Raw genomic sequence first — 16,986 nt, 5'->3', positions numbered from 1 at the left:
GTGGGCGGCGTGAAGATTTATGCCGATCGCTTTCCGGTGGCGCTGCGACAGTTGCTCACCGATCTGCTCGTCGTCGCCTGGGTGTACGTGACGATTCGTGGGGTTCTGTGGTTGCACGATCTGGTGCAGCGGCTGGCCGTACCGGGACAGAAGCTGGAAGGGGCCGGCGGTGGGCTGGCCGACAACCTGGCCGAGGCCGGTGGGAAGGTCGGCCGGGTGCCGCTGGTGGGCGACGAGTTGACCGCGCCCTTCGAGCGGGCGGCCGAGGCGGCCCGGTCCCTCGCCGAGGCCGGGCAGGACCAGCAGGAACTCGTCGATCAACTGGCTCTGGCGCTGTCCGTCGGGATGGCGATCGTACCGCTCGGGCTGGTGGTGTTCGGGTGGCTGCCGCTGCGGGTGCGCTGGATGCGTCGGGCCGGCTCGGCGGCGGCACTGGCCACCGCACCCGCCGGGCGGGACCTGCTCGCGCTGCGCGCCCTGTCCACCCAGCCGATCCGCCGACTCACCCGCATCGACCCCGACGTGGCGCAGGCGTGGCGGCACGGCGACGAGCAGACCATCACCGCCCTGGCCGCCCTGGAACTACGCCACCTCGGCCTGCGCACCCCCACCACCCCACCGACCTCCTCCCCCACCCGCCCGCGTTGATCAAGAGGTTTGCGGCGCGGATCCTGCCGCAAACCTCTTGATCAACAGGGGCGGGGTCAGTCGTTGGACAGGCCGCTGGGGTCTTCGTCGTCGTCGATGTCGTCGTCGCCCCAGTTGCGGCGGGAGAACGGCAGGATCAGCCAGAAGGTGAGGAACCAGAGGCCGGTGACCGCGCTGAGCAGGAAGGCGATCGGCCGGGCCAGCACGAAGTCCGTGATCAGCAGGACCGAGCTGACCATCGCGATCAGCATCAGGGCCAGGCCACCGGAGGCCATCCGGTGGGCGAACCGGACCAGATCCGGCTTACGTCCCTGGCGGAACAGTGCCCGGTGGAACGCCACCGGCGAGATGATCATCGCGGTGGCGCCGGCCGCCGCGAGCAGGGCGACGATGTAGACGTCCCGCTGGAACGGGGTGGTGTCGTCGAAGCCGTTGCTGAACGGCAGGGTCAACAGGAAGGCGAAGAGGATCTGTACGCCGGTCTGTGCTACCCGCAACTCCTGCAACAGGTCGGCGAAGTTGCGCTGCCATCGCTGCTTCTCGGTTTCCTTGGACACCGCTGACCTCCGGGGGTACGGCACGCCGTCGGCGCGATTCGGCGACGGCGGCAACGCTGATTGCCCCACCGCCCTCGTTCCGAAACCGCCTCCGACAGCAACCGCCCGCCGTACTCAGGCGACGGAACGGACCCGGGTCACGATGGCCTCGGCCAGTCGGGTCGGTACCTGGTCCGGAATCCAGTGGCTGACCCCGGCCAGTTCCACGAACCGGTAGTCCCCACGTACGTGGCTAGCGCAGGCCTCGGCGGCGGTACGCCCGATCGCCACGTCCCGGTCGCTCCACACGAAGGTGGTCGGCACGGTCACCGGGCCGATCGCCGCCAGGTCCGCCTGGGACATCGCCCGGTACCAGTTCAGGGCGGCGGTCAGGGCGCCGGGTTCGCGCATCGGTTCGGCGTACGTGGACACCCGCGCCGGATCCCCGACCCCGCGCAGCATCCCGCGCAGCCCTCGGGCCTTCAGGGCAAGCAGGGTCTTCTCGGCCACCCCGGGCCGACGGAACAGCATCATGTACGCCGAGCGCGCCTTCTGCTGCGAGTCCTCGGCGAGGGCGTACGCCATGGCGGCCGGATGGGGCACGGAGACGGCGGTCAGGGTGCGGACCCGCTCCGGATGCCCGGCGGCCAGCGCCCAGGCGACCACAGCACCCCAGTCGTGCCCCACCACATGGGCGGAGTCGACACCGAGGGCGTCCAGGATGGCGGCCGCGTCGGCTACCAACTCCGCCAGCCGGTACGCCTCCACGGAGGTCGGGCGGGCACCCGGGGAGTAGCCGCGCTGGTTGACCGCGTAGGTGCGCAGAGCGGCCACGTGCAGGGTCGTCGTCACGTCGTTCCACTCGCCCGCGTGCTGCGGGAAACCGTGCAGCAGCAGCACCGGTGCACCGTCCTGCGGGCCACCGGCGACGACGTCGAACCGCAGACCTCGGGCGTCGATGTGCATGAACGGCAGCCTACCGAGGTCGGCGCTCAGTCGTACTGCTGCTTGGGGGTGGGTATCCGCCGCCAGGACTCGACCTGGAGGTACGGGATCTCGGCGTCGTTGACCGGGTCACGACCGATCCGGTCGCTGTACCGGCCGACCACCTCCACCCAGGTGTCGTCCGGCAACCCGACCGGCACCTCGCCGGCTAGCCCGAGCTTGACCGGCCGCCCGTCGGCCGCGCAGCAGGACAGCACCATGCGGGCCAGAATCGGTCGGCCGTCCCCGCCGGTGGTGAGGAAGCCGGTCAACTGCACCCGCCGGTCGCCGATCGAGGCGCCCCGGTCGAACAGGGCCCGCGCCGCGTAGTCCAGGACGCTGACCGGTGCCGGGTCGGCGTCGGGCAGGGGCGGGTAGTCCGACTGTCGCGGGGCGTTCAGGGCGGTGCCGGACTGGCTGGCCGCGTACGAGCCCAGAGCTGGTGGGGCCACCAGCAGCAGGCCGAGCACCGGCAGGATGAGCAGCCAGCCCACCCGGGGTTCGTGGTGAGGGTGCCCGTCATGCTCCACGGCGGGATCATCGGCGGCCGGGCGCAGCTCGTACCACAGGGTCATGATCGCGGCGACCACCAGCAGCAGGCCGGCGGCGATCAGGAAGGGTCGCAGCCCTTCCTTGACATAGCGCAGGTAGAGGTCGGTGAGGCTGGCCCGCAGCACCGCCCCGCCGAACAGCAGCAGGAGCACCCCCTGGGCCTGCCGGTTCACAGCAGCACCACCCCGACCCCGGCGGCGACCAGCAGGGCCACCGCGAAGGTGGCCGGGGCGAACCGGAAGGCGAATCGGCGCCCGAAGACACCGGCCTGCATCGAGATCAGCTTGAGGTCGACCATCGGCCCCACCACCAGGAAGACCAGTCGGGAGGTCAGGGAGAACTGGGACAGCGAGGCCGCCACGAAGGCGTCCGCCTCGGAGCAGAGCGACAACAGTACGGCGAGAATCGCCAGCACCAGGACGGACAGCCAGGGGTTGTCGGCGAGGGTCTGCAACCATCGTTCCGGCACCAGGACGTTGATGCTGGCGGCGGCCATCGCACCGAGCACCAGGAAGCCACCGGCCTGGGTGACGTCGTGCCGGACGGCGGCCCAGAAGGCCCGACCCCGGCGGGGGTCCTCCAGCTCCGGTCGGCGCGGCATCCTGATCCACTCGGTGCGACCCAGTCGCAGCCACAGCCAGCCCATCACCATGGCCACCACGAGGCTGGCCAGGCCTCGGGCGAGGACCATCTCGGGGTTGTTCGGGAAGGCGACCGCGGTGGCGGTCAGCACGATCGGGTTGACCGCCGGTGCGGCCAGCAGGAAGGCCAGGGCGGCGGCCGGGGTGACCCCCCGGCGGATCAGGGAACCGGCGATCGGTACGGAGCCGCACTCGCAGCCGGGCAGCACCACCCCGGCCGCGCTGGCCGCCGGTACCGCCAGGGCCGGGTGTCGGGGCAGCGCCCGGGCCCAGAACGACCGGGGTACGAAGACCGCGATCACGGCCGAGAGCAGCACTCCGAAGACCAGAAAGGGCACCGCCTGCACCATGATCGAGACGAACACGGTGGTCCAGGTCTGCAGGCGCGGATCGTCCAACGCCCCGGCCAGCGGATCACGGAAGATGACCAGCAGGATCAGCAGCCCGGCCAGCACCTCCACGGAGCCGACCCGGTCACCGACCCATCGCCGCAGCACCCCACTGCCCGGCTGAGGCACGGGGTCGGTGGCGGTGCCGGTCGGACCGTTCTGCGGTTCGTCGACCGGTACGGCTTGATTCGTGTCTGTGCTCACCCTGCCGTCTCTTCACCCCGATGGTTCGGCGGGCTGAGAGTACCGGCCGGGGACGGTGAGGTCGATGGATGTCGGCCAAACGGGGGGATCCGCCGGGTGGGCGTACCCCCTTGGCGACCTCGACCGGGCCGCACCCGGCCCGACCTGCTAGATCACGTTGCCTGTTGATCTTTAAAGGTGTTAGCGTCGGCGAGACAACTTCACCTCCGACAGGGGAGCGCACAGCGCTGAGAGTGCGGGTTCGCCCGCAGACCCTCCGTACCTGATCTGGGTAATGCCAGCGCAGGGAGTTCGGTCCACCTCCTGCCCGCCACGGCCCGGTGCCGTCGGGCGCGGCGTGCGTCTTACCTGGTTCGACACTGGACTGGGAGCAATCATGAGCCAACCGACCACCAACCGGTGGCGCACCATCGACATCGTCGTGGCCGCAGTGATCGCGGTCGCCTTCGGCGTGATCTTCTGGGCCTGGGGCGCGGTCTGGCGGGTCGCGGACCCCGCCTTCGCCTTCTTCCCGGCCAGCCAGGCCATCATGTACGGGGTCTGGCTGGTCCCGGCGGTGCTCGGCGGGCTGGTGATCCGTAAGCCGGGTGCCGCGCTGTTCTGCGAGGCGGTCGCGGCTACGGTCTCCGCACTGCTGGGCTCGGAGTGGGGCGGTGTCACCATCGTCCAGGGTCTGATCCAGGGTCTCGGTGCGGAACTCGCCTTCGCCGCCTTCCGGTACCGCTCCTTCCGGCTGCCGACCGCACTGCTGGCCGGCGCGCTGACCGGTCTGGGTGCCGCCCTGTTCGACTTCTTCGTCTGGAACACCGCGTACGAGCTGGGCAGCTACCGGATCCCGTACGCGCTGCTCACCGTGGTCAGCGCCACCGTGGTAGCCGGCGCCGGCGGCTACGCCCTCACCAAGGCGCTCGCCGGCACCGGCGTCCTGGACCGCTTCCCCGCCGGCCGCAACCGCCCCCTCGTCTAACACCACCCTTCACTCCTGTTGATCAAGAGGTTTGCGTCTGGCGAGCCGCGATTCCAGACGCAAACTTCTTGATCACCGCAACGATCGGGGGTGGGGGTTGGGAAGCAGTGAGGGGAGGAGAGGAGTGGTGGGGGTGGGTGGGGTTTGGGTGCGGGGGTTTGGGTGGCGGCATGCGGGGCGGCGGGCCTGGGCCCTGCGGGGGGTGGACCTGCGGGTGCGGCGGGGCGAGCGGGTGTTGCTGCTCGGGCCCTCCGGGGCGGGCAAGAGCACTCTGCTGGCGGCGCTGGCGGGGCTGCTGCCGGAGGACTCCGGTGAGCAGGAGGGCACCATCGAGATCGACGGTCGCCCCCCGACCGAGACCCGGGAACGGGTCGGCATCGTCTTCCAGGATCCGCAGTCCCAACTCGTCATGGCCCGCAGCGGCGACGATGTGGCGTTCGGGCTGGAGAACCGGGGGGTACCGGCGGCCCAGATCTGGCCCCGGGTGGACGAGGCGCTGCACCGGGTCGGGTTCCCGTACCACCGGGACCGCCCCACCGCGGCACTCTCCGGCGGCGAACAGCAGCGGCTGGCCCTGGCCGGGGCCCTAGCACTCCGCCCCGACCTGCTGCTGCTCGACGAGCCCACCGCCAACCTCGACCCGGCCGGGGCGGACCTGGTCCGCACCGCGATCGCCCGCGCGGTCGGCGGCGACACCACCCTGATCCTGGTCGAGCACCGGATCTCCGACGCCCTGCCCCTGGTGGACCGGGTGGTGGTACTCGAACCCGGCGGCGGGGTGCGGGCCGACGGCCCACCGGATCAGGTCTTCGCCGCCCACGGGGACGCCCTGGCCGCCGAGGGGGTCTGGGTGCCGGGCCGCCAGCTTCCCCCGCGCCAGGCCACCACCCCGGCCGGCGAGGTGTTACTCACCGCCGACGGGCTCGGCCAGCCGCCCCGGCTGGCCTCCACCGATCTGACCGTACGCGCAGGTGAGGCGCTGGCCGTGCTCGGTCCCAACGGTGCCGGCAAGTCCACCCTGGCGTTGCTGCTCGGCGGACTGGGCAAGCCGGGTACCGGACGGCTGTCGGCCAGCGCGGAGCTGGCCGGGGCGGACGCCCACCGGCCACCGCACCGCTGGCGCGCACCGGCACTGGCCCGCCGGATCGGCTCGGTGTTCCAGGATCCGGAGCACCAGTTCGTCACCAGTACGGTCTTCGACGAACTGGCCCTGGGCCCCCGGCGTACCGGTGCCGGCGAGGCGACGATCCGCGACCGGGTGGACGAGTTGCTGCACCGGCTGCGGTTGGACAAGCTGGCCGGGGCCAACCCGTACACCCTCTCCGGTGGCGAGGCGCGGCGGCTGAGTGTGGCGACCGCGCTGGCCACCGCGCCCCGGCTGTTGATCTGCGACGAGCCCACCTTCGGGCAGGACCGGCGGACCTGGCGGGAGTTGGTGGACCTCTTCGCACAGCTGCGCGACGGCGGCCACGGCCTGGTGACGGTCACCCACGACGCCGACTTCGTCGCCGCACTGGCCGACCGCACCCTGACGCTGCAGCCGACTGGCGAGACCCGGCGGGCGGCGGAGGATCGATGATCGACCTTGAACCGGTCGCCCGGCCGGACGCCCCGCTGGCCCGCCGCAATCCGGTGGCCAAGCTGGCCGCGGCGCTGCTGTTCGCGTTCCCGCTGCTGGCGACGCTGGATCCGGTGACACCGGCGATCGCCCTGGCGGTGGAATTGGCGGTACTGCCGTTGTTCGGGGTGCGTTACCGGGTGCTGTTCCGCCGGGCCTGGCCGTTGTTGATCGCCGCTGGTGGGGTACTGGTGGCGCTGGTGCTGTTCGCCGCTGACCGGTCGGGCCGGGTACTGCTCGACGCCGGACCGGTCATGGTCACCTCCTCGGTGCTGTTCACCGCCCTCGGCCTGGTGCTGCGCCTGTTCGCGGTAGCCCTGCCCGGAGTGATCGTCTTCGCCACCACCGATCCGACCGAGCTGGCCGACGCACTGGTGCAGAACGCGAAGGCCCCGGCCCGGTTCGCCATCGGCGCGCTGGCCGCCTTCCGGCTGTTGCCGCTGCTCGGTCAGGAATGGCAGATGATCGTCATGGCCCGCCGGGCCCGGGGTGTGGAGGCCGGACTCAACCCGGTGGCCAAGCTGCGGCTGTTCATGTCGACCGCGTTCACCCTGCTGGTCGGGGCGATCCGCCGGGGCACCCGGCTGGCGGTCGCCATGGACGCCCGGGGTTTCGACTCCACCGCCCCGCGCACCTTCGCCCGCCGTCAAGCCTTCGGCACCGCCGACTGGCTGCTGCTCATCTGCGCCCCCGCCCTGGCCGCCGCCGCCCTCACCATCAGCATCACCCTAGGCACCTTCACCCCCCTGACCCCCTGACCCACTCCTCCCACACCCCGCCCCGCCCCCGCCCCGCCGATCATGCAGTTTTTGTCCCCGCATAAGGGATATTCTTCGCGCAATGGCGACCGAAACTGCATGATCGACGAGGCAGGGGGCGGGTGAGGCGAGCCTGGTGGGGTGCGGGGTGCGACCACATGGTGACCAGGGGTGGGGGTTGACGCGGGTGGCCATCGAAGCGCGCTACGGTCGCAGCACTACTGACAGACGCGGAAGGTGGCGACGAGGATGGCGGATCGGGCTACGGCGCAGATCGGTGTGACCGGGCTGGCGGTGATGGGTCGAAATCTGGCCCGCAACCTGGCCCGCAACGGGTTCACCGTGGCGTTGCACAACCGCTCGCCGGAGCGGACCCGGTCGCTGGTGGCCGAGCACGGCGACGAGGGCACCTTCGTCCCGACGGAGTCCCTTGCGGACTTCGTCGCCGCGCTGGAACGCCCCCGCGCCGTGATCATCATGGTCAAGGCGGGCGGCCCCACCGACGCGGTGATCGACGAACTGGTGCCGCTGCTCGAAGAGGGCGACATCATCATCGACTGCGGCAACGCGCACTTCGCGGACACCCGTCGGCGGGAGGAGGCGCTGCGGGCCAAGGGGCTGCACTTCGTCGGCACCGGGGTCTCCGGTGGCGAGGAGGGTGCCCTGTGGGGGCCCAGCATCATGCCGGGTGGCTCCGCCGAGTCGTACCGGAAGCTGGGGCCGATCTTCGAGAAGATCGCCGCGCAGGTCGACGGTGAGCCGTGCTGCCAGCACGTCGGGCCGGACGGCGCCGGGCACTTCGTCAAGATGGTCCACAACGGCATCGAGTACGCCGACATGCAGCTCATCGCCGAGGCGTACGACCTGCTGCGGGCCGGGCTGGGCGCGACGCCGTCGGAACTCGCGGAGATCTTCCGGGAGTGGAACACCGGCGAGCTGGAGTCGTTCCTGATCGAGATCACCGCCGACGTGCTGGCCCACACCGACGCCGCCACCGGCGAGGCCTTCGTGGACATCGTGCAGGACCGGGCCGAGCAGAAGGGCACCGGCCGGTGGACCGTCCAGATCGCCCTCGACCTGGGCATCCCGATCACCGGCATCGCCGAGGCGACGTTCGCCCGGTCGCTGTCCGGGCACGTCGGGCAGCGCGAGGCCGCCCTCCGGGCCTTCCCCGGCAGCGGGGAGAAGCTCCAGGTCAGTGACCGCGAGGCGTTCATCGAGGACGTACGCCGGGCCCTGCTGGCCTCGAAGATCGTCGCGTACGCCCAGGGCTTCGATCAGATCCGCGCCGGCAGCGCCGAGTACGACTGGAACATCGACCTCGGCGGCACCGCCCGCATCTGGCGGGGCGGCTGCATCATCCGGGCCCGCTTCCTGGACCGGATCAAGCAGGCGTACGACGAGCAGCCGGACCTGCCCACCCTGCTGGTGGCGCCGTGGTTCGCCGACACCGTGCGCGACGGGGTGCCGAGTTGGCGGCGGGTGGTGGCCGAGGCGGCCCAGGCCGGGGTCCCGACCCCCGCCTTCGCCTCCTCCCTGGCCTACTTCGACGCGCTGCGCGCCGAGCGGCTACCGGCCGCCCTGATCCAGGGCCTGCGGGACAACTTCGGGGCGCACACCTACCGCCGGGTGGACCGCGAGGGGTCCTTCCACACCCTGTGGGCCACCCCGGACCGCGCCGAGGTCGAAGCCTGAGGCCACCCGAGTGAACACCGACGCGCCCTGTCCCGAATGAGCGGGGCAGGGCGCGTCGGGTTACCGGATCAGAAGAAGCGGCGACGCCGGGCCTTCTGGGGGCGCAGCAGGTCGGCTCCCCGGGTAAGCATGCGGCTGGCCCCGGAAGGACCGCGTCGCGACTCCAGAGAGTGGCTGAGTCGGCGAGCACCTGCGGCCGCCAACGGAACCGCCACGGCCATCACCGCCCACTGGGCTACACGCTTGCGCATCATGTGGGTTCACCTCCGTCAGTGGCTGCTGTCAGGGGTGGTACCCAGACCCGGCGGACACTATGCGTTCAGGTGGTCGGCGCCACCGGGTTGGGTAGCGCCCCACCGAAGCGACGGTCCCGCTGGGCGTACAGCTCGCAGGCGTACCACAGATGGCGGCGGTCGAAGTCCGGCCAGAGGGTGTCCAGGAAGACCAGTTCGGCGTACGCGCTCTGCCAGAGCAGGAAGTTCGAGGTGCGCTGCTCCCCGGAGGGCCGCAGGAACAGGTCCACCTCGGGCACCTCGGGGTGGTAGAGGTACCGCCCGATGGTCTTCTCGGTGACCTTCGCCGGGTCCAGTCGGCCGGCGGCCACATCCCGGGCGATCGCGGCGGCGGCGTCGGCGATCTCGGCCTGCCCGCCGTAGTTGACACAGAACTGGAGGGTCAGGGTGGAGTTGCCCCGGGACATCTCCTCCGCGGTCTGCAACTCGGTGATCACGCTCTTCCACAGCCGCCCGGCCCGACCGGACCAGACCACCCGTACCCCCAGGTCGACCAGCTGGTCCCGACGACGCCGGATGACGTCCCGGTTGAAGCCCATCAGGAAGCGGACCTCGTCCGGCGAGCGCCGCCAGTTCTCCGTGGAGAAGGCGTACGCGGACAGGTAGGGGATGCCCATCTCGATGGCCCCCTCGACGGTGTCGAAGAGGGAGAACTCCCCGGCCTCGTGTCCCTTGGTGCGGGGCAGCCCGCGCTCCTTGGCCCACCGGCCGTTGCCGTCCATCACCACGGCGACATGCTGGGGCACCGCCGCCGGCGGCAGCGCCGGCGGCCGGGCACCCGAGGGGTGCGGGGTCGGCGGCACCGGCTCACGTCGGCCGGCCCTGGTGGATCGGATCACTCGGCTCTCTCTCCTATCACGTAGCGGTCGTCGGGCCACCCCGGTCGACCAGCGGCAGGGAGCGTAGCGTGCGCTCCAGGTGCCATTGCAGGTGCGCCGCGACCAGTCCGCTGCACTCCCGGCGGGTCCCGGTGTCGGTGGCGTCGGCGATCCGCCAGTCGCCGCGGACCAGCGCGGACATCAGGTCGATGGTGGCCGGGGCGGGGTGGGCGGCCCCCGGCGGCCGGCAGTCCGGGCAGACCGCACCTCCGGCGGGTACGGAGAAGGCCCGGTGGTGGCCCGGGGTGCCGCAGACCGCGCAGTCGGTCAACGCGGGTGCCCACCCGGCCAGGGCCATGCCCCGCAGCAGGTACGCGTCGAGGACCAGGGTGATGGCGTGCTCCCCCTGGGCCAGGGCCCGCAGGGCGCCCAGGGTGAGTTGGAACAGCCGCAGCGAGGGTTCCCGTTCCACCGGGGTCAGCCGTTCGGCGGTCTCGGCGATCGCGCTGGCCGCGGTGTAGCGAGGGTAGTCGCCGAGGAACCGCTTGCCGTACAGGTCGATCCCCTCGACCTGGCTGACGGTGTGCAGCGAGCTGCCCACCTCCCCCTTGGGGTCACCGGCGAGTTGCAGGTCGACATGGCCGAAGGGCTCCAGCCGGGCCCCGAACTTGGAGGTGGTCCGGCGTACTCCCCGGGCCACCGCCCGCAGCCGGCCGTGCCGCCGGGTGAGCAGGGTGACGATCCGGTCGGACTCGCCGAGCTTCTGTACGCGCAGCACCACCGCGTCGTCGCGGTAGAGCTGTCGGCGGTATCCGGCCATCGCGTCATTGTCCCTCCCGGCCGGAGCGCCACCGTCACCCCGGGTCGGATTTCAGGGTCCCTCCGGGTATCGGGGCAGGCTGACCCGGATGTGTCCGCCCTGGCACCGGCGTTAGCGTGCTCGTCATGCCTTCGCACCAGCGCACCAGCATCGCCTCGCTCGCTCGTACCCCCCGGTGGGCTACCGTCCGCCGATCCGGTACGGCGCTGGCGTCGGCGCTCACCCTGATCGTGTCGGCCGGGTGCGGCAGCCTCTCCTTCCGTCGGCTCGACTTCGACACCACCGAGCAGGCCCGGATCACCACCATCCGGCTGCTGCCGGGCGCCGGCGACGTGGTGATCCGCGCCGACGGCGATCCGGACCAGGTCCGGATCAAGCGGGTGGTGCGCTACCAGGGCAACCAGCCGACGACCACGTACGAGATCAAGGACGGTGAACTGGTGCTGGACACCTCGTGCGGGCGTCGGTGCAGCGTCTCCTACGAGGTCATCGTGGGTAAGGGGGTCCAGGTCGAGGGTGAGACCGGTTCCGGCAACATCGACCTGAGTTCGGTGGGCCGGGTGGAGGTGAAGGTGGGCTCCGGCAACGTCCGGGTGGCCGGCGCCGCCGGCGCGGTGCGGGTGGAGACCGGCTCCGGCGAGATCCAGGTGTACGACGTGTCGGCTCCGGTGGTGCTGCGGGCCGGCTCGGGGAACATCGACGCCACCGGGCTGCGCGGCGAGGCGCAGGCCCAGGCCTCCTCGGGCAATGTGACGATCGAGTTGGCGCAGCCCGCCTCGGCCCGCGCCCACACCTCCAGCGGCAATGTCGAGCTACGGGTACCGGCCGGTGCCTACCAGGTACGGACCGAGGCGGGTTCGGGTGAGGTGGAGGTCGGCATCCCCAACGATCCCGCCGCCCCGCTGCTGCTCGATGTGCGCACCGGCAGCGGGAACATCACCATCATGCCCCGGTGAACTCCCCGCCCCGGCCACGCTGACCCGACACCAGTTCCTCGCGGGGCTCGGTCGCCTGGGCCTCGCGGGGCTCGGTCGCCGGGTCCCGTTGCCCCGGTAGGGCCATCGCACCCGGCTCGACCGGTCGATCCGAGGCGGCGGCGCGGCGGGACTCCGTGTGCCGGTTGGCGGCCGGCACCTCCGGGGGACGCCCACCGGGGAGCAGCTCCGGTGGACGTTGCGCCGCCACGTCCTCGACCCAACCGAAGAGTGCGGTCACCACACCCACCAGCAGGAAGACCAGCACCACCCGGATCGCCAGGCCCAGCAGGTCCTGGTGGGACCAGCCGACCACGTCCACCAGCGGGGTCAGGGCCACCACGAACGCCATGTGCCACAGGTAGACCGTCAACGCCCGGCGGTTCAGCACGGTCACCGCGCGCCCGAACACGGCGTTGCGGTCGACCCATTCCGCGCTCGACGGCGCCCGTCCCAGCACCACCAGGATGAAGGCGGCCGACCAGAGGGCGTTGCCTAGGGGGTTGTCGTTCAGGTCGTACCCACGCGGCCCGGGATGGCTGAGGATCCAGGCGCCGCCGACCGCCGCCAGGGCCAGCACGGTCGGCACCAGCACCCGGTTGGTCAGGCGGCGCAGCATCCCCGCCTGGTGGGCGAAGCCCAGCAGCCAGGCCCCGAAGTAGAGTCCGAACTCCCGCAGCACCCCGGGCGCGTTCGGGTAGACCCCGAACTCGATCGCCAGCAGCAGGCAGTACGGGGCCAGCAGGGTGGGCAGCGGATAGCGCCGGAACAGCCACAGGGCGATCGGTGAGGCGAGCACGAACCACAGGTAGTCCCGCAGGTACCACATCGGACTCAGCGCCAGGGCGCCCCAGTAGTTCGCCGGTGGGTCGGCGATCGGGAAGAGCCAGAGCAGCACCTTCGGGGTCAGCGGCAACCCGGTGAGCAGCATCGCCGGTACGAAGATCGCGGCTACCACCCACAGCGAGGGCAGCAGCCGGCGCAACCGGCGGCCGACCGCGGTGGGGCCGAACCGGTGCAGCGAGGCCGCCATCAGCGACCCGGCCAGGGCGAACATCACCGACATCGCCGGAAACAGCAGGGTCAGCGACGCCCAACCGGTGACGTGGTAGACGACGACTCGCACGATGGCCAGAAAGCGCAGCAGGTCCAGGTATCGGTTTCGCATCAGCCTGCATCTATATCCGGGGGCATAGGCACGTTCCTCTACCCTCCGGGTCGGGGTGGGAAAACCCCAGAGACCCAGCGGGATAGTGAAACTTCCCATATGCCTGACCGGTACCGATCAGAGCGATGCGGCGCCAGAAGTCCGGATTAGCAGCCCCTCCACAGCGGAGTCACCGGCCGACCCCGCCTAGAAGCCGAGCTTGCGCAGCTGCTTGGGGTCGCGTTGCCAGTCCTTGGCCACCCGGACATGCAGATCCAGGTAGACCCGGGTACCCAGCAACTCCTCGATCTGGCGCCGGGCCGCCGTGCCCACCGCCTTGAGCCGGCTGCCACGGTGCCCGATCACGATCGCCTTCTGGCTGGGCCGCTCCACATACAGATCGGCGTAGATCTTCGTCAGCCGCCCCTCAGGGATCATCTCCTCGACCACCACGGCGATGGAGTGCGGCAACTCGTCCCGGACCCCCTCCAGGGCGGCCTCCCGGATCAGCTCCCCGACCAGCACCTGCTCCGGTTCCTCGGTGAGCATGTCATCCGGATACAGCTGCGGAGACTCCGGCAGATACCGCGTCATCACCTCGACCAGGGTGTCCACCTGGTGCCCGGCGACAGCGCTGACCGGCACCACCTCGGCGAACTCGCCCAGCTCGCTGACGGCCAGCAACTGCTCGGCCAGGCGCTTCTTGTCGACCAGGTCGGTCTTGGTGACCACGGCCAGCACGGTCGCCTTCAACTCGGCCAGCTCCCCGGTGATGAACCGGTCACCCCGGCCGATCGGCTCGTCGGCCGGAATGCACAGGCCGATCACGTCGACCTCGCTCCAGGTCTGCCGCACCAGGTCGTTGAGCCGCTCGCCGAGCAGGGTACGCGGCCGGTGCAGACCCGGAGTGTCCACGAGCACCAGCTGGGAGTCCGGCCGGTGCAGCACCGCCCGGATGACATGCCGGGTGGTCTGCGGCTTGTTCGAGGTGATGGCGATCTTCTGCCCGACGATCGCGTTGGTCAGGGTCGACTTGCCCGCGTTGGGGCGACCGACGAAACAGGCGAAGCCCGCCCGGTAGGCCGGTGTGACGGCGTCGGCGCTCACTCGGTCACCGTGCCGAGCACCGTGCCGTCCGGGGCGGCCACGTGCACCGGTGCGTCCGCGGCCAGGTCACGCACGGCCGCGTACCCGGCACCGTCGAGAGTGGAGGCCTCCGTGACCACCACGGCCGCCTCCAACCGGGTGGCACCGGCCGCAGCCGCCGAGGCGACCGCCAACTGGAGGGCGGTGATCGTCAACGAGGGCAAGGACACGCTGGCCGCCGCGTACGTCCGACCGTCCTGGTCGCGTACCGCGGCACCTTCGACCGCGCCCACCCGACCCCGCGCCCCCCGGGCCAGGATGACCAGCTTGCCGTCCTCGGCGCTGAGTTCGGAGCCGGCGGGTACGGCAGCCGGTACGGCGGGTGACTCAGGCATCTGCGGGTTGCCTCTCCTCTGATCGATCCGTGTCGTCCCGGGAGGAGGTCGGTCCCTCCGGGTTGTCCTGGGTGTCCGTGGGATCGACCCGTCGCACCAGCACGGTGTCGATCCGGTTCCGTCGGCCGGTGGTGCCCTCGGCCAGCAGCCGCAGCCCGGCCACCTCGACCTGCGCCCCGGGGATCGGCACCCGGCCCAGACACTGGGCCAGCAGACCCCCGACGGTCTCCACCTCGTCGTGCGGCAGTTCGGTGTCGAACAGCTCGCCGAGATCCTCCACCGGCAGCCGGGCGGTGACCCGCACCGCCCCGTCGGGCAACTGCTCGATCGGCGGACGCTCGACGTCGTACTCGTCGGTGATCTCCCCGACGATCTCCTCCAGGATGTCCTCGATGGTGACCAGTCCACCGGTGCCGCCGTACTCGTCCACCACGATCACCAGGTGGTTGCGGGCGGCCTGCATCTCCGACAGCAGATCGTCTACCGGCTTGGAGTCCGGCACGAAGGTGGCCGGTCGCATCAGCTCCGCCACCGGCAGTCGGCGGTCCTCCGCCGCACCACCCTGGGTGTGCCGGACGAGGTCCTTGAGGTAGAGCACCCCGAGCACGTCATCGACGCTCTCGCCGATCACCGGGATCCGGGAGAAGCCGGAACGCAGGAACAACGCCAGCGCCTGCCCCAGGGTCTTGGTCGACTCGATCCACACCATCTCCGTACGCGGCACCATGACCTCACGGGCGATGGTGTCCCCGAGCGCGAAGACCGAGTGGATCATCTGCCGTTCGCCGTGTTCGACGACTCCCCGCTGCTCGGCCAGGTCGACCAGCTCACGCAGCTCCACCTGGGTGGCGAAGGGTCCTTCCGGGAAGCCACGGCCCGGAGTGACCGCGTTACCGATCAGGATCAGCAGCGAGGCCAGCGGATTGAGCGCCCGGCCCAGCCAGCGGACCAGCGGCGCGGCGAACCGGCCCACCGGGTACGCGTGCTGCCGCCCGAGGGTACGCGGACCCACCCCGACCGCCACGAAGCTGACCACGGTCATCGCCCCGGCGGTGACCAGCGCCGCCCGCCAGCCCGCACCGAAGGTGTCCACCGCCACCAGAGCCACCAGGGTGGTCGCGGTCAACTCGGCGAGCAGCCGCAGCAACAGCAGCAGGTTGAGATGGCGGACCACATCACCGGCGACCAGTTGGAGGGTGTGCGCGCCCCGCGCACCCTCCCGGGCCAGTTCGGCGGCTCGGGCCGGCGAGACCGCCGCCAGAGCGGCCTCGGTCATCGCGATGAGACCACCGAGCACCACCAGCCCGGCGGCGATGGCGAGTAGTTGCAGGTCGGGTAGGCCGGTGGCGGACGCGGCCAGCGAAGTGTCCATCACCGGGTGCGGGTCGACCGCCAGCTCGACAGCAGCCGGGCCTGGAGCCCGAACATCTCCCGCTCCTCCTCCGGCTCCGCGTGGTCGTAGCCGAGCAGGTGCAGGACCCCGTGCACGGTGAGCAGATGCAGCTCGTCGGCGGCGCTGTGGCCCGCGGTAGCCGCCTGCTTGGTCGCCACCTCCGGGCAGAGCACGATGTCACCGAGCAGGGCCGGCTCACCACCGGCGGCGGCGCTCTCCCCCGGCCCGTGGTCGATGCTGCCCTCGTCCATGGGGAAGGCGAGCACATCGGTCGGGCCGTCACCGCCCATCCAGCGGTGATTCAGCTCGGTCATGTAGTCGACGTCGACCAGCAGCACGGACAGCTCGGCGAGGGGGTTGACCCCCATCTCGTCGAGGGCGTGCCGGGCGACGGCCAGCACCGAGTCGGTGTCGACGGGGACACCGGACTCGTTGGCGATCTCGATGGACAACTGTCTTCCCTCGTTCTAGCGGCGCCGGCCGGCGCGGTTGCCCTGGGCATTGTGCCCCTGCACCGCGTGCACGCCCTGGGCCTGCTGATTCTCCCGCTCGGCATCCCAGCGGGCGTACGCGTCGACGATCTCACCCACCAGCCGGTGGCGTACCACATCGGCGCTGGACAGCTGCGCGAAGTGCACGTCGTCCACCCCGGCCAGGATCTCCCGGACCACCCGCAGACCGCTGGTCGTCCCACCGGGCAGGTCGACCTGGGTGACGTCACCGGTGACCACGATCTTGGAACCGAAGCCGAGCCGGGTGAGGAACATCTTCATCTGCTCGGGAGTGGTGTTCTGCGCCTCGTCGAGAATGATGAACGCGTCATTCAGGGTGTTGTGCGTGACCAGGAAGTGGTCGGTGACATAGAGCGAGTCCTCCGCCGCCACCTGGATGCACATCGTCTCCTGCACCCCGGCCGGGATGATCGAGTCGATGAACCGCATCGGCCGCCCGCCGCCGTACTCGGAGTACCGCTGGCGCTTGCGGGCCAGCCGGAACGGCGTGATCTCCTCGGGTAGGCGGATCTCCACGGCGTACGCGTCAGACCGGTAATGGACCGGGCGGCCCTTC

General features: G+C 71.0%; 19 protein-coding genes and 1 riboswitch. Of the genes, 6 read left to right on the top strand and 13 right to left on the bottom strand.

Annotation, left to right across the window (positions count from 1 at the left end):
• Positions 1-9: 9 nt before the first annotated feature.
• Entirely contained in the window at positions 10-648 is a 639-nt protein-coding gene (locus OIE53_RS00355; RefSeq protein ID WP_327024539.1) for a hypothetical protein, read from the top strand.
• A gap of 56 nt (positions 649-704) precedes the next feature.
• Here the strand turns inward: OIE53_RS00355 and OIE53_RS00350 are convergent, their stop codons facing one another.
• From OIE53_RS00350 to OIE53_RS00335, 4 genes are all read right to left on the bottom strand, one after another.
• Complete coding sequence (locus OIE53_RS00350) at positions 705-1,205, bottom strand: DUF6328 family protein (RefSeq protein ID WP_327024538.1); 501 nt, start codon at positions 1,203-1,205, stop codon at positions 705-707.
• A 114-nt stretch (positions 1,206-1,319) separates the two neighbouring features.
• A complete protein-coding gene (locus tag OIE53_RS00345; RefSeq protein WP_327024537.1) occupies positions 1,320-2,150 on the bottom strand; it encodes an alpha/beta fold hydrolase in 831 nt (276 codons plus the stop codon).
• A 26-nt stretch (positions 2,151-2,176) separates the two neighbouring features.
• Positions 2,177-2,893, bottom strand: coding sequence for a TIGR03943 family putative permease subunit (locus tag OIE53_RS00340; protein WP_327024536.1), 717 nt, complete (start codon positions 2,891-2,893; stop codon positions 2,177-2,179).
• Entirely contained in the window at positions 2,890-3,879 is a 990-nt protein-coding gene (locus OIE53_RS00335; RefSeq protein ID WP_327027008.1) for a permease, read from the bottom strand. The genes OIE53_RS00340 and OIE53_RS00335 overlap by 4 nt, the downstream gene beginning before the upstream one ends.
• A gap of 276 nt (positions 3,880-4,155) precedes the next feature.
• Positions 4,156-4,260, top strand: a riboswitch (TPP riboswitch).
• 70 nt (positions 4,261-4,330) lie between these two features.
• On the opposite strand from OIE53_RS00335, the gene OIE53_RS00330 reads away from it, so the two are divergent.
• The 4 genes from OIE53_RS00330 to gndA all read left to right on the top strand — a co-directional run bounded on the left by OIE53_RS00330 (position 4,331) and on the right by gndA (position 8,992).
• On the top strand, positions 4,331-4,921 hold the full coding sequence (locus tag OIE53_RS00330; RefSeq protein ID WP_327024535.1) for an ECF transporter S component: 591 nt from the start codon (positions 4,331-4,333) through the stop codon (positions 4,919-4,921).
• A 133-nt stretch (positions 4,922-5,054) separates the two neighbouring features.
• Positions 5,055-6,500 (top strand): ABC transporter ATP-binding protein, encoded by a 1,446-nt coding sequence (locus OIE53_RS00325; protein WP_327024534.1) that lies wholly within the window; start codon positions 5,055-5,057, stop codon positions 6,498-6,500.
• On the top strand, positions 6,497-7,297 hold the full coding sequence (locus tag OIE53_RS00320; protein WP_327024533.1) for an energy-coupling factor transporter transmembrane component T family protein: 801 nt from the start codon (positions 6,497-6,499) through the stop codon (positions 7,295-7,297). The genes OIE53_RS00325 and OIE53_RS00320 overlap by 4 nt, the downstream gene beginning before the upstream one ends.
• A 249-nt stretch (positions 7,298-7,546) precedes the next feature.
• Positions 7,547-8,992, top strand: a complete 1,446-nt coding sequence (gndA, locus tag OIE53_RS00315; RefSeq protein WP_327024532.1) for an NADP-dependent phosphogluconate dehydrogenase — start codon at positions 7,547-7,549, stop codon at positions 8,990-8,992.
• Positions 8,993-9,060: 68 nt separating this feature from the next.
• Here the strand turns inward: gndA and OIE53_RS00310 are convergent, their stop codons facing one another.
• The 3 genes from OIE53_RS00310 to recO form a co-directional block, all read right to left on the bottom strand.
• Positions 9,061-9,246, bottom strand: a complete 186-nt coding sequence (locus tag OIE53_RS00310) for a hypothetical protein (protein WP_327024531.1) — start codon at positions 9,244-9,246, stop codon at positions 9,061-9,063.
• A 65-nt stretch (positions 9,247-9,311) separates the two neighbouring features.
• Positions 9,312-10,088, bottom strand: coding sequence for an isoprenyl transferase (locus OIE53_RS00305; protein WP_327027006.1), 777 nt, complete (start codon positions 10,086-10,088; stop codon positions 9,312-9,314).
• 52 nt (positions 10,089-10,140) lie between these two features.
• Positions 10,141-10,923: a DNA repair protein RecO gene (gene recO / locus OIE53_RS00300; RefSeq protein WP_327024530.1), complete on the bottom strand. Its 783-nt coding sequence runs from the start codon at positions 10,921-10,923 to the stop codon at positions 10,141-10,143.
• Between the two features lie 125 nt (positions 10,924-11,048).
• On the opposite strand from recO, the gene OIE53_RS00295 reads away from it, so the two are divergent.
• Positions 11,049-11,879, top strand: coding sequence for a DUF4097 family beta strand repeat-containing protein (locus OIE53_RS00295; RefSeq protein WP_327024529.1), 831 nt, complete (start codon positions 11,049-11,051; stop codon positions 11,877-11,879).
• On the opposite strand, the gene OIE53_RS00290 is transcribed toward OIE53_RS00295, so the two are convergent.
• From OIE53_RS00290 to OIE53_RS00265, 6 genes are all read right to left on the bottom strand, one after another.
• A complete protein-coding gene (locus tag OIE53_RS00290; protein WP_327024528.1) occupies positions 11,866-13,065 on the bottom strand; it encodes an acyltransferase family protein in 1,200 nt (399 codons plus the stop codon). The two genes, OIE53_RS00295 and OIE53_RS00290, sit on opposite strands and share 14 nt — an antisense overlap.
• A 186-nt stretch (positions 13,066-13,251) precedes the next feature.
• Positions 13,252-14,151, bottom strand: a complete 900-nt coding sequence (era, locus tag OIE53_RS00285; RefSeq protein ID WP_327024527.1) for a GTPase Era — start codon at positions 14,149-14,151, stop codon at positions 13,252-13,254.
• On the bottom strand, positions 14,148-14,525 hold the full coding sequence (locus OIE53_RS00280; RefSeq protein ID WP_327024526.1) for a cytidine deaminase: 378 nt from the start codon (positions 14,523-14,525) through the stop codon (positions 14,148-14,150). Before OIE53_RS00280 ends, era begins: the two co-directional genes overlap by 4 nt.
• On the bottom strand, positions 14,518-15,921 hold the full coding sequence (locus OIE53_RS00275) for a hemolysin family protein (protein WP_327027005.1): 1,404 nt from the start codon (positions 15,919-15,921) through the stop codon (positions 14,518-14,520). The genes OIE53_RS00280 and OIE53_RS00275 overlap by 8 nt, the downstream gene beginning before the upstream one ends.
• Entirely contained in the window at positions 15,897-16,370 is a 474-nt protein-coding gene (gene ybeY, locus OIE53_RS00270) for an rRNA maturation RNase YbeY (RefSeq protein ID WP_327024525.1), read from the bottom strand. The genes OIE53_RS00275 and ybeY overlap by 25 nt, the downstream gene beginning before the upstream one ends.
• A gap of 15 nt (positions 16,371-16,385) precedes the next feature.
• Positions 16,386-16,814 carry a PhoH family protein gene (locus OIE53_RS00265; RefSeq protein WP_327027004.1) on the bottom strand — a complete coding sequence of 143 codons (429 nt, stop codon included), beginning with the start codon at positions 16,812-16,814 and terminating at the stop codon, positions 16,386-16,388.
• Between the last annotated feature and the right edge of the window lie 172 nt (positions 16,815-16,986).

It is taken from the genome of Micromonospora sp. NBC_01739 (assembly GCF_035920385.1).
GTDB lineage: Bacteria > Actinomycetota > Actinomycetes > Mycobacteriales > Micromonosporaceae > Micromonospora.
The sequence above is the reverse complement of the archived record's forward strand: the minus strand, read 5'-3'. Positions and strand labels throughout refer to the sequence as shown.

Excerpts from the sequence above, each read along its gene's own strand:
- OIE53_RS00345 (WP_327024537.1), bottom strand. The coding sequence starts at position 2,150 with ATGCACATCGACGCCCGAGGTCTGCGGTTCGACGTCGTCGCCGGTGGC.
- OIE53_RS00330 (WP_327024535.1), top strand. The coding sequence starts at position 4,331 with ATGAGCCAACCGACCACCAACCGGTGGCGCACCATCGACATCGTCGTG.
- OIE53_RS00320 (WP_327024533.1), top strand. The coding sequence starts at position 6,497 with ATGATCGACCTTGAACCGGTCGCCCGGCCGGACGCCCCGCTGGCCCGC.
- gndA (WP_327024532.1), top strand. The coding sequence starts at position 7,547 with ATGGCGGATCGGGCTACGGCGCAGATCGGTGTGACCGGGCTGGCGGTG.
- OIE53_RS00310 (WP_327024531.1), bottom strand. The coding sequence starts at position 9,246 with ATGATGCGCAAGCGTGTAGCCCAGTGGGCGGTGATGGCCGTGGCGGTT.
- recO (WP_327024530.1), bottom strand. The coding sequence starts at position 10,923 with ATGGCCGGATACCGCCGACAGCTCTACCGCGACGACGCGGTGGTGCTG.
- OIE53_RS00295 (WP_327024529.1), top strand. The coding sequence starts at position 11,049 with ATGCCTTCGCACCAGCGCACCAGCATCGCCTCGCTCGCTCGTACCCCC.
- OIE53_RS00290 (WP_327024528.1), bottom strand. The coding sequence starts at position 13,065 with ATGCGAAACCGATACCTGGACCTGCTGCGCTTTCTGGCCATCGTGCGA.
- OIE53_RS00280 (WP_327024526.1), bottom strand. The coding sequence starts at position 14,525 with ATGCCTGAGTCACCCGCCGTACCGGCTGCCGTACCCGCCGGCTCCGAA.
- OIE53_RS00265 (WP_327027004.1), bottom strand. The coding sequence starts at position 16,814 with ATGTGCATCCAGGTGGCGGCGGAGGACTCGCTCTATGTCACCGACCAC.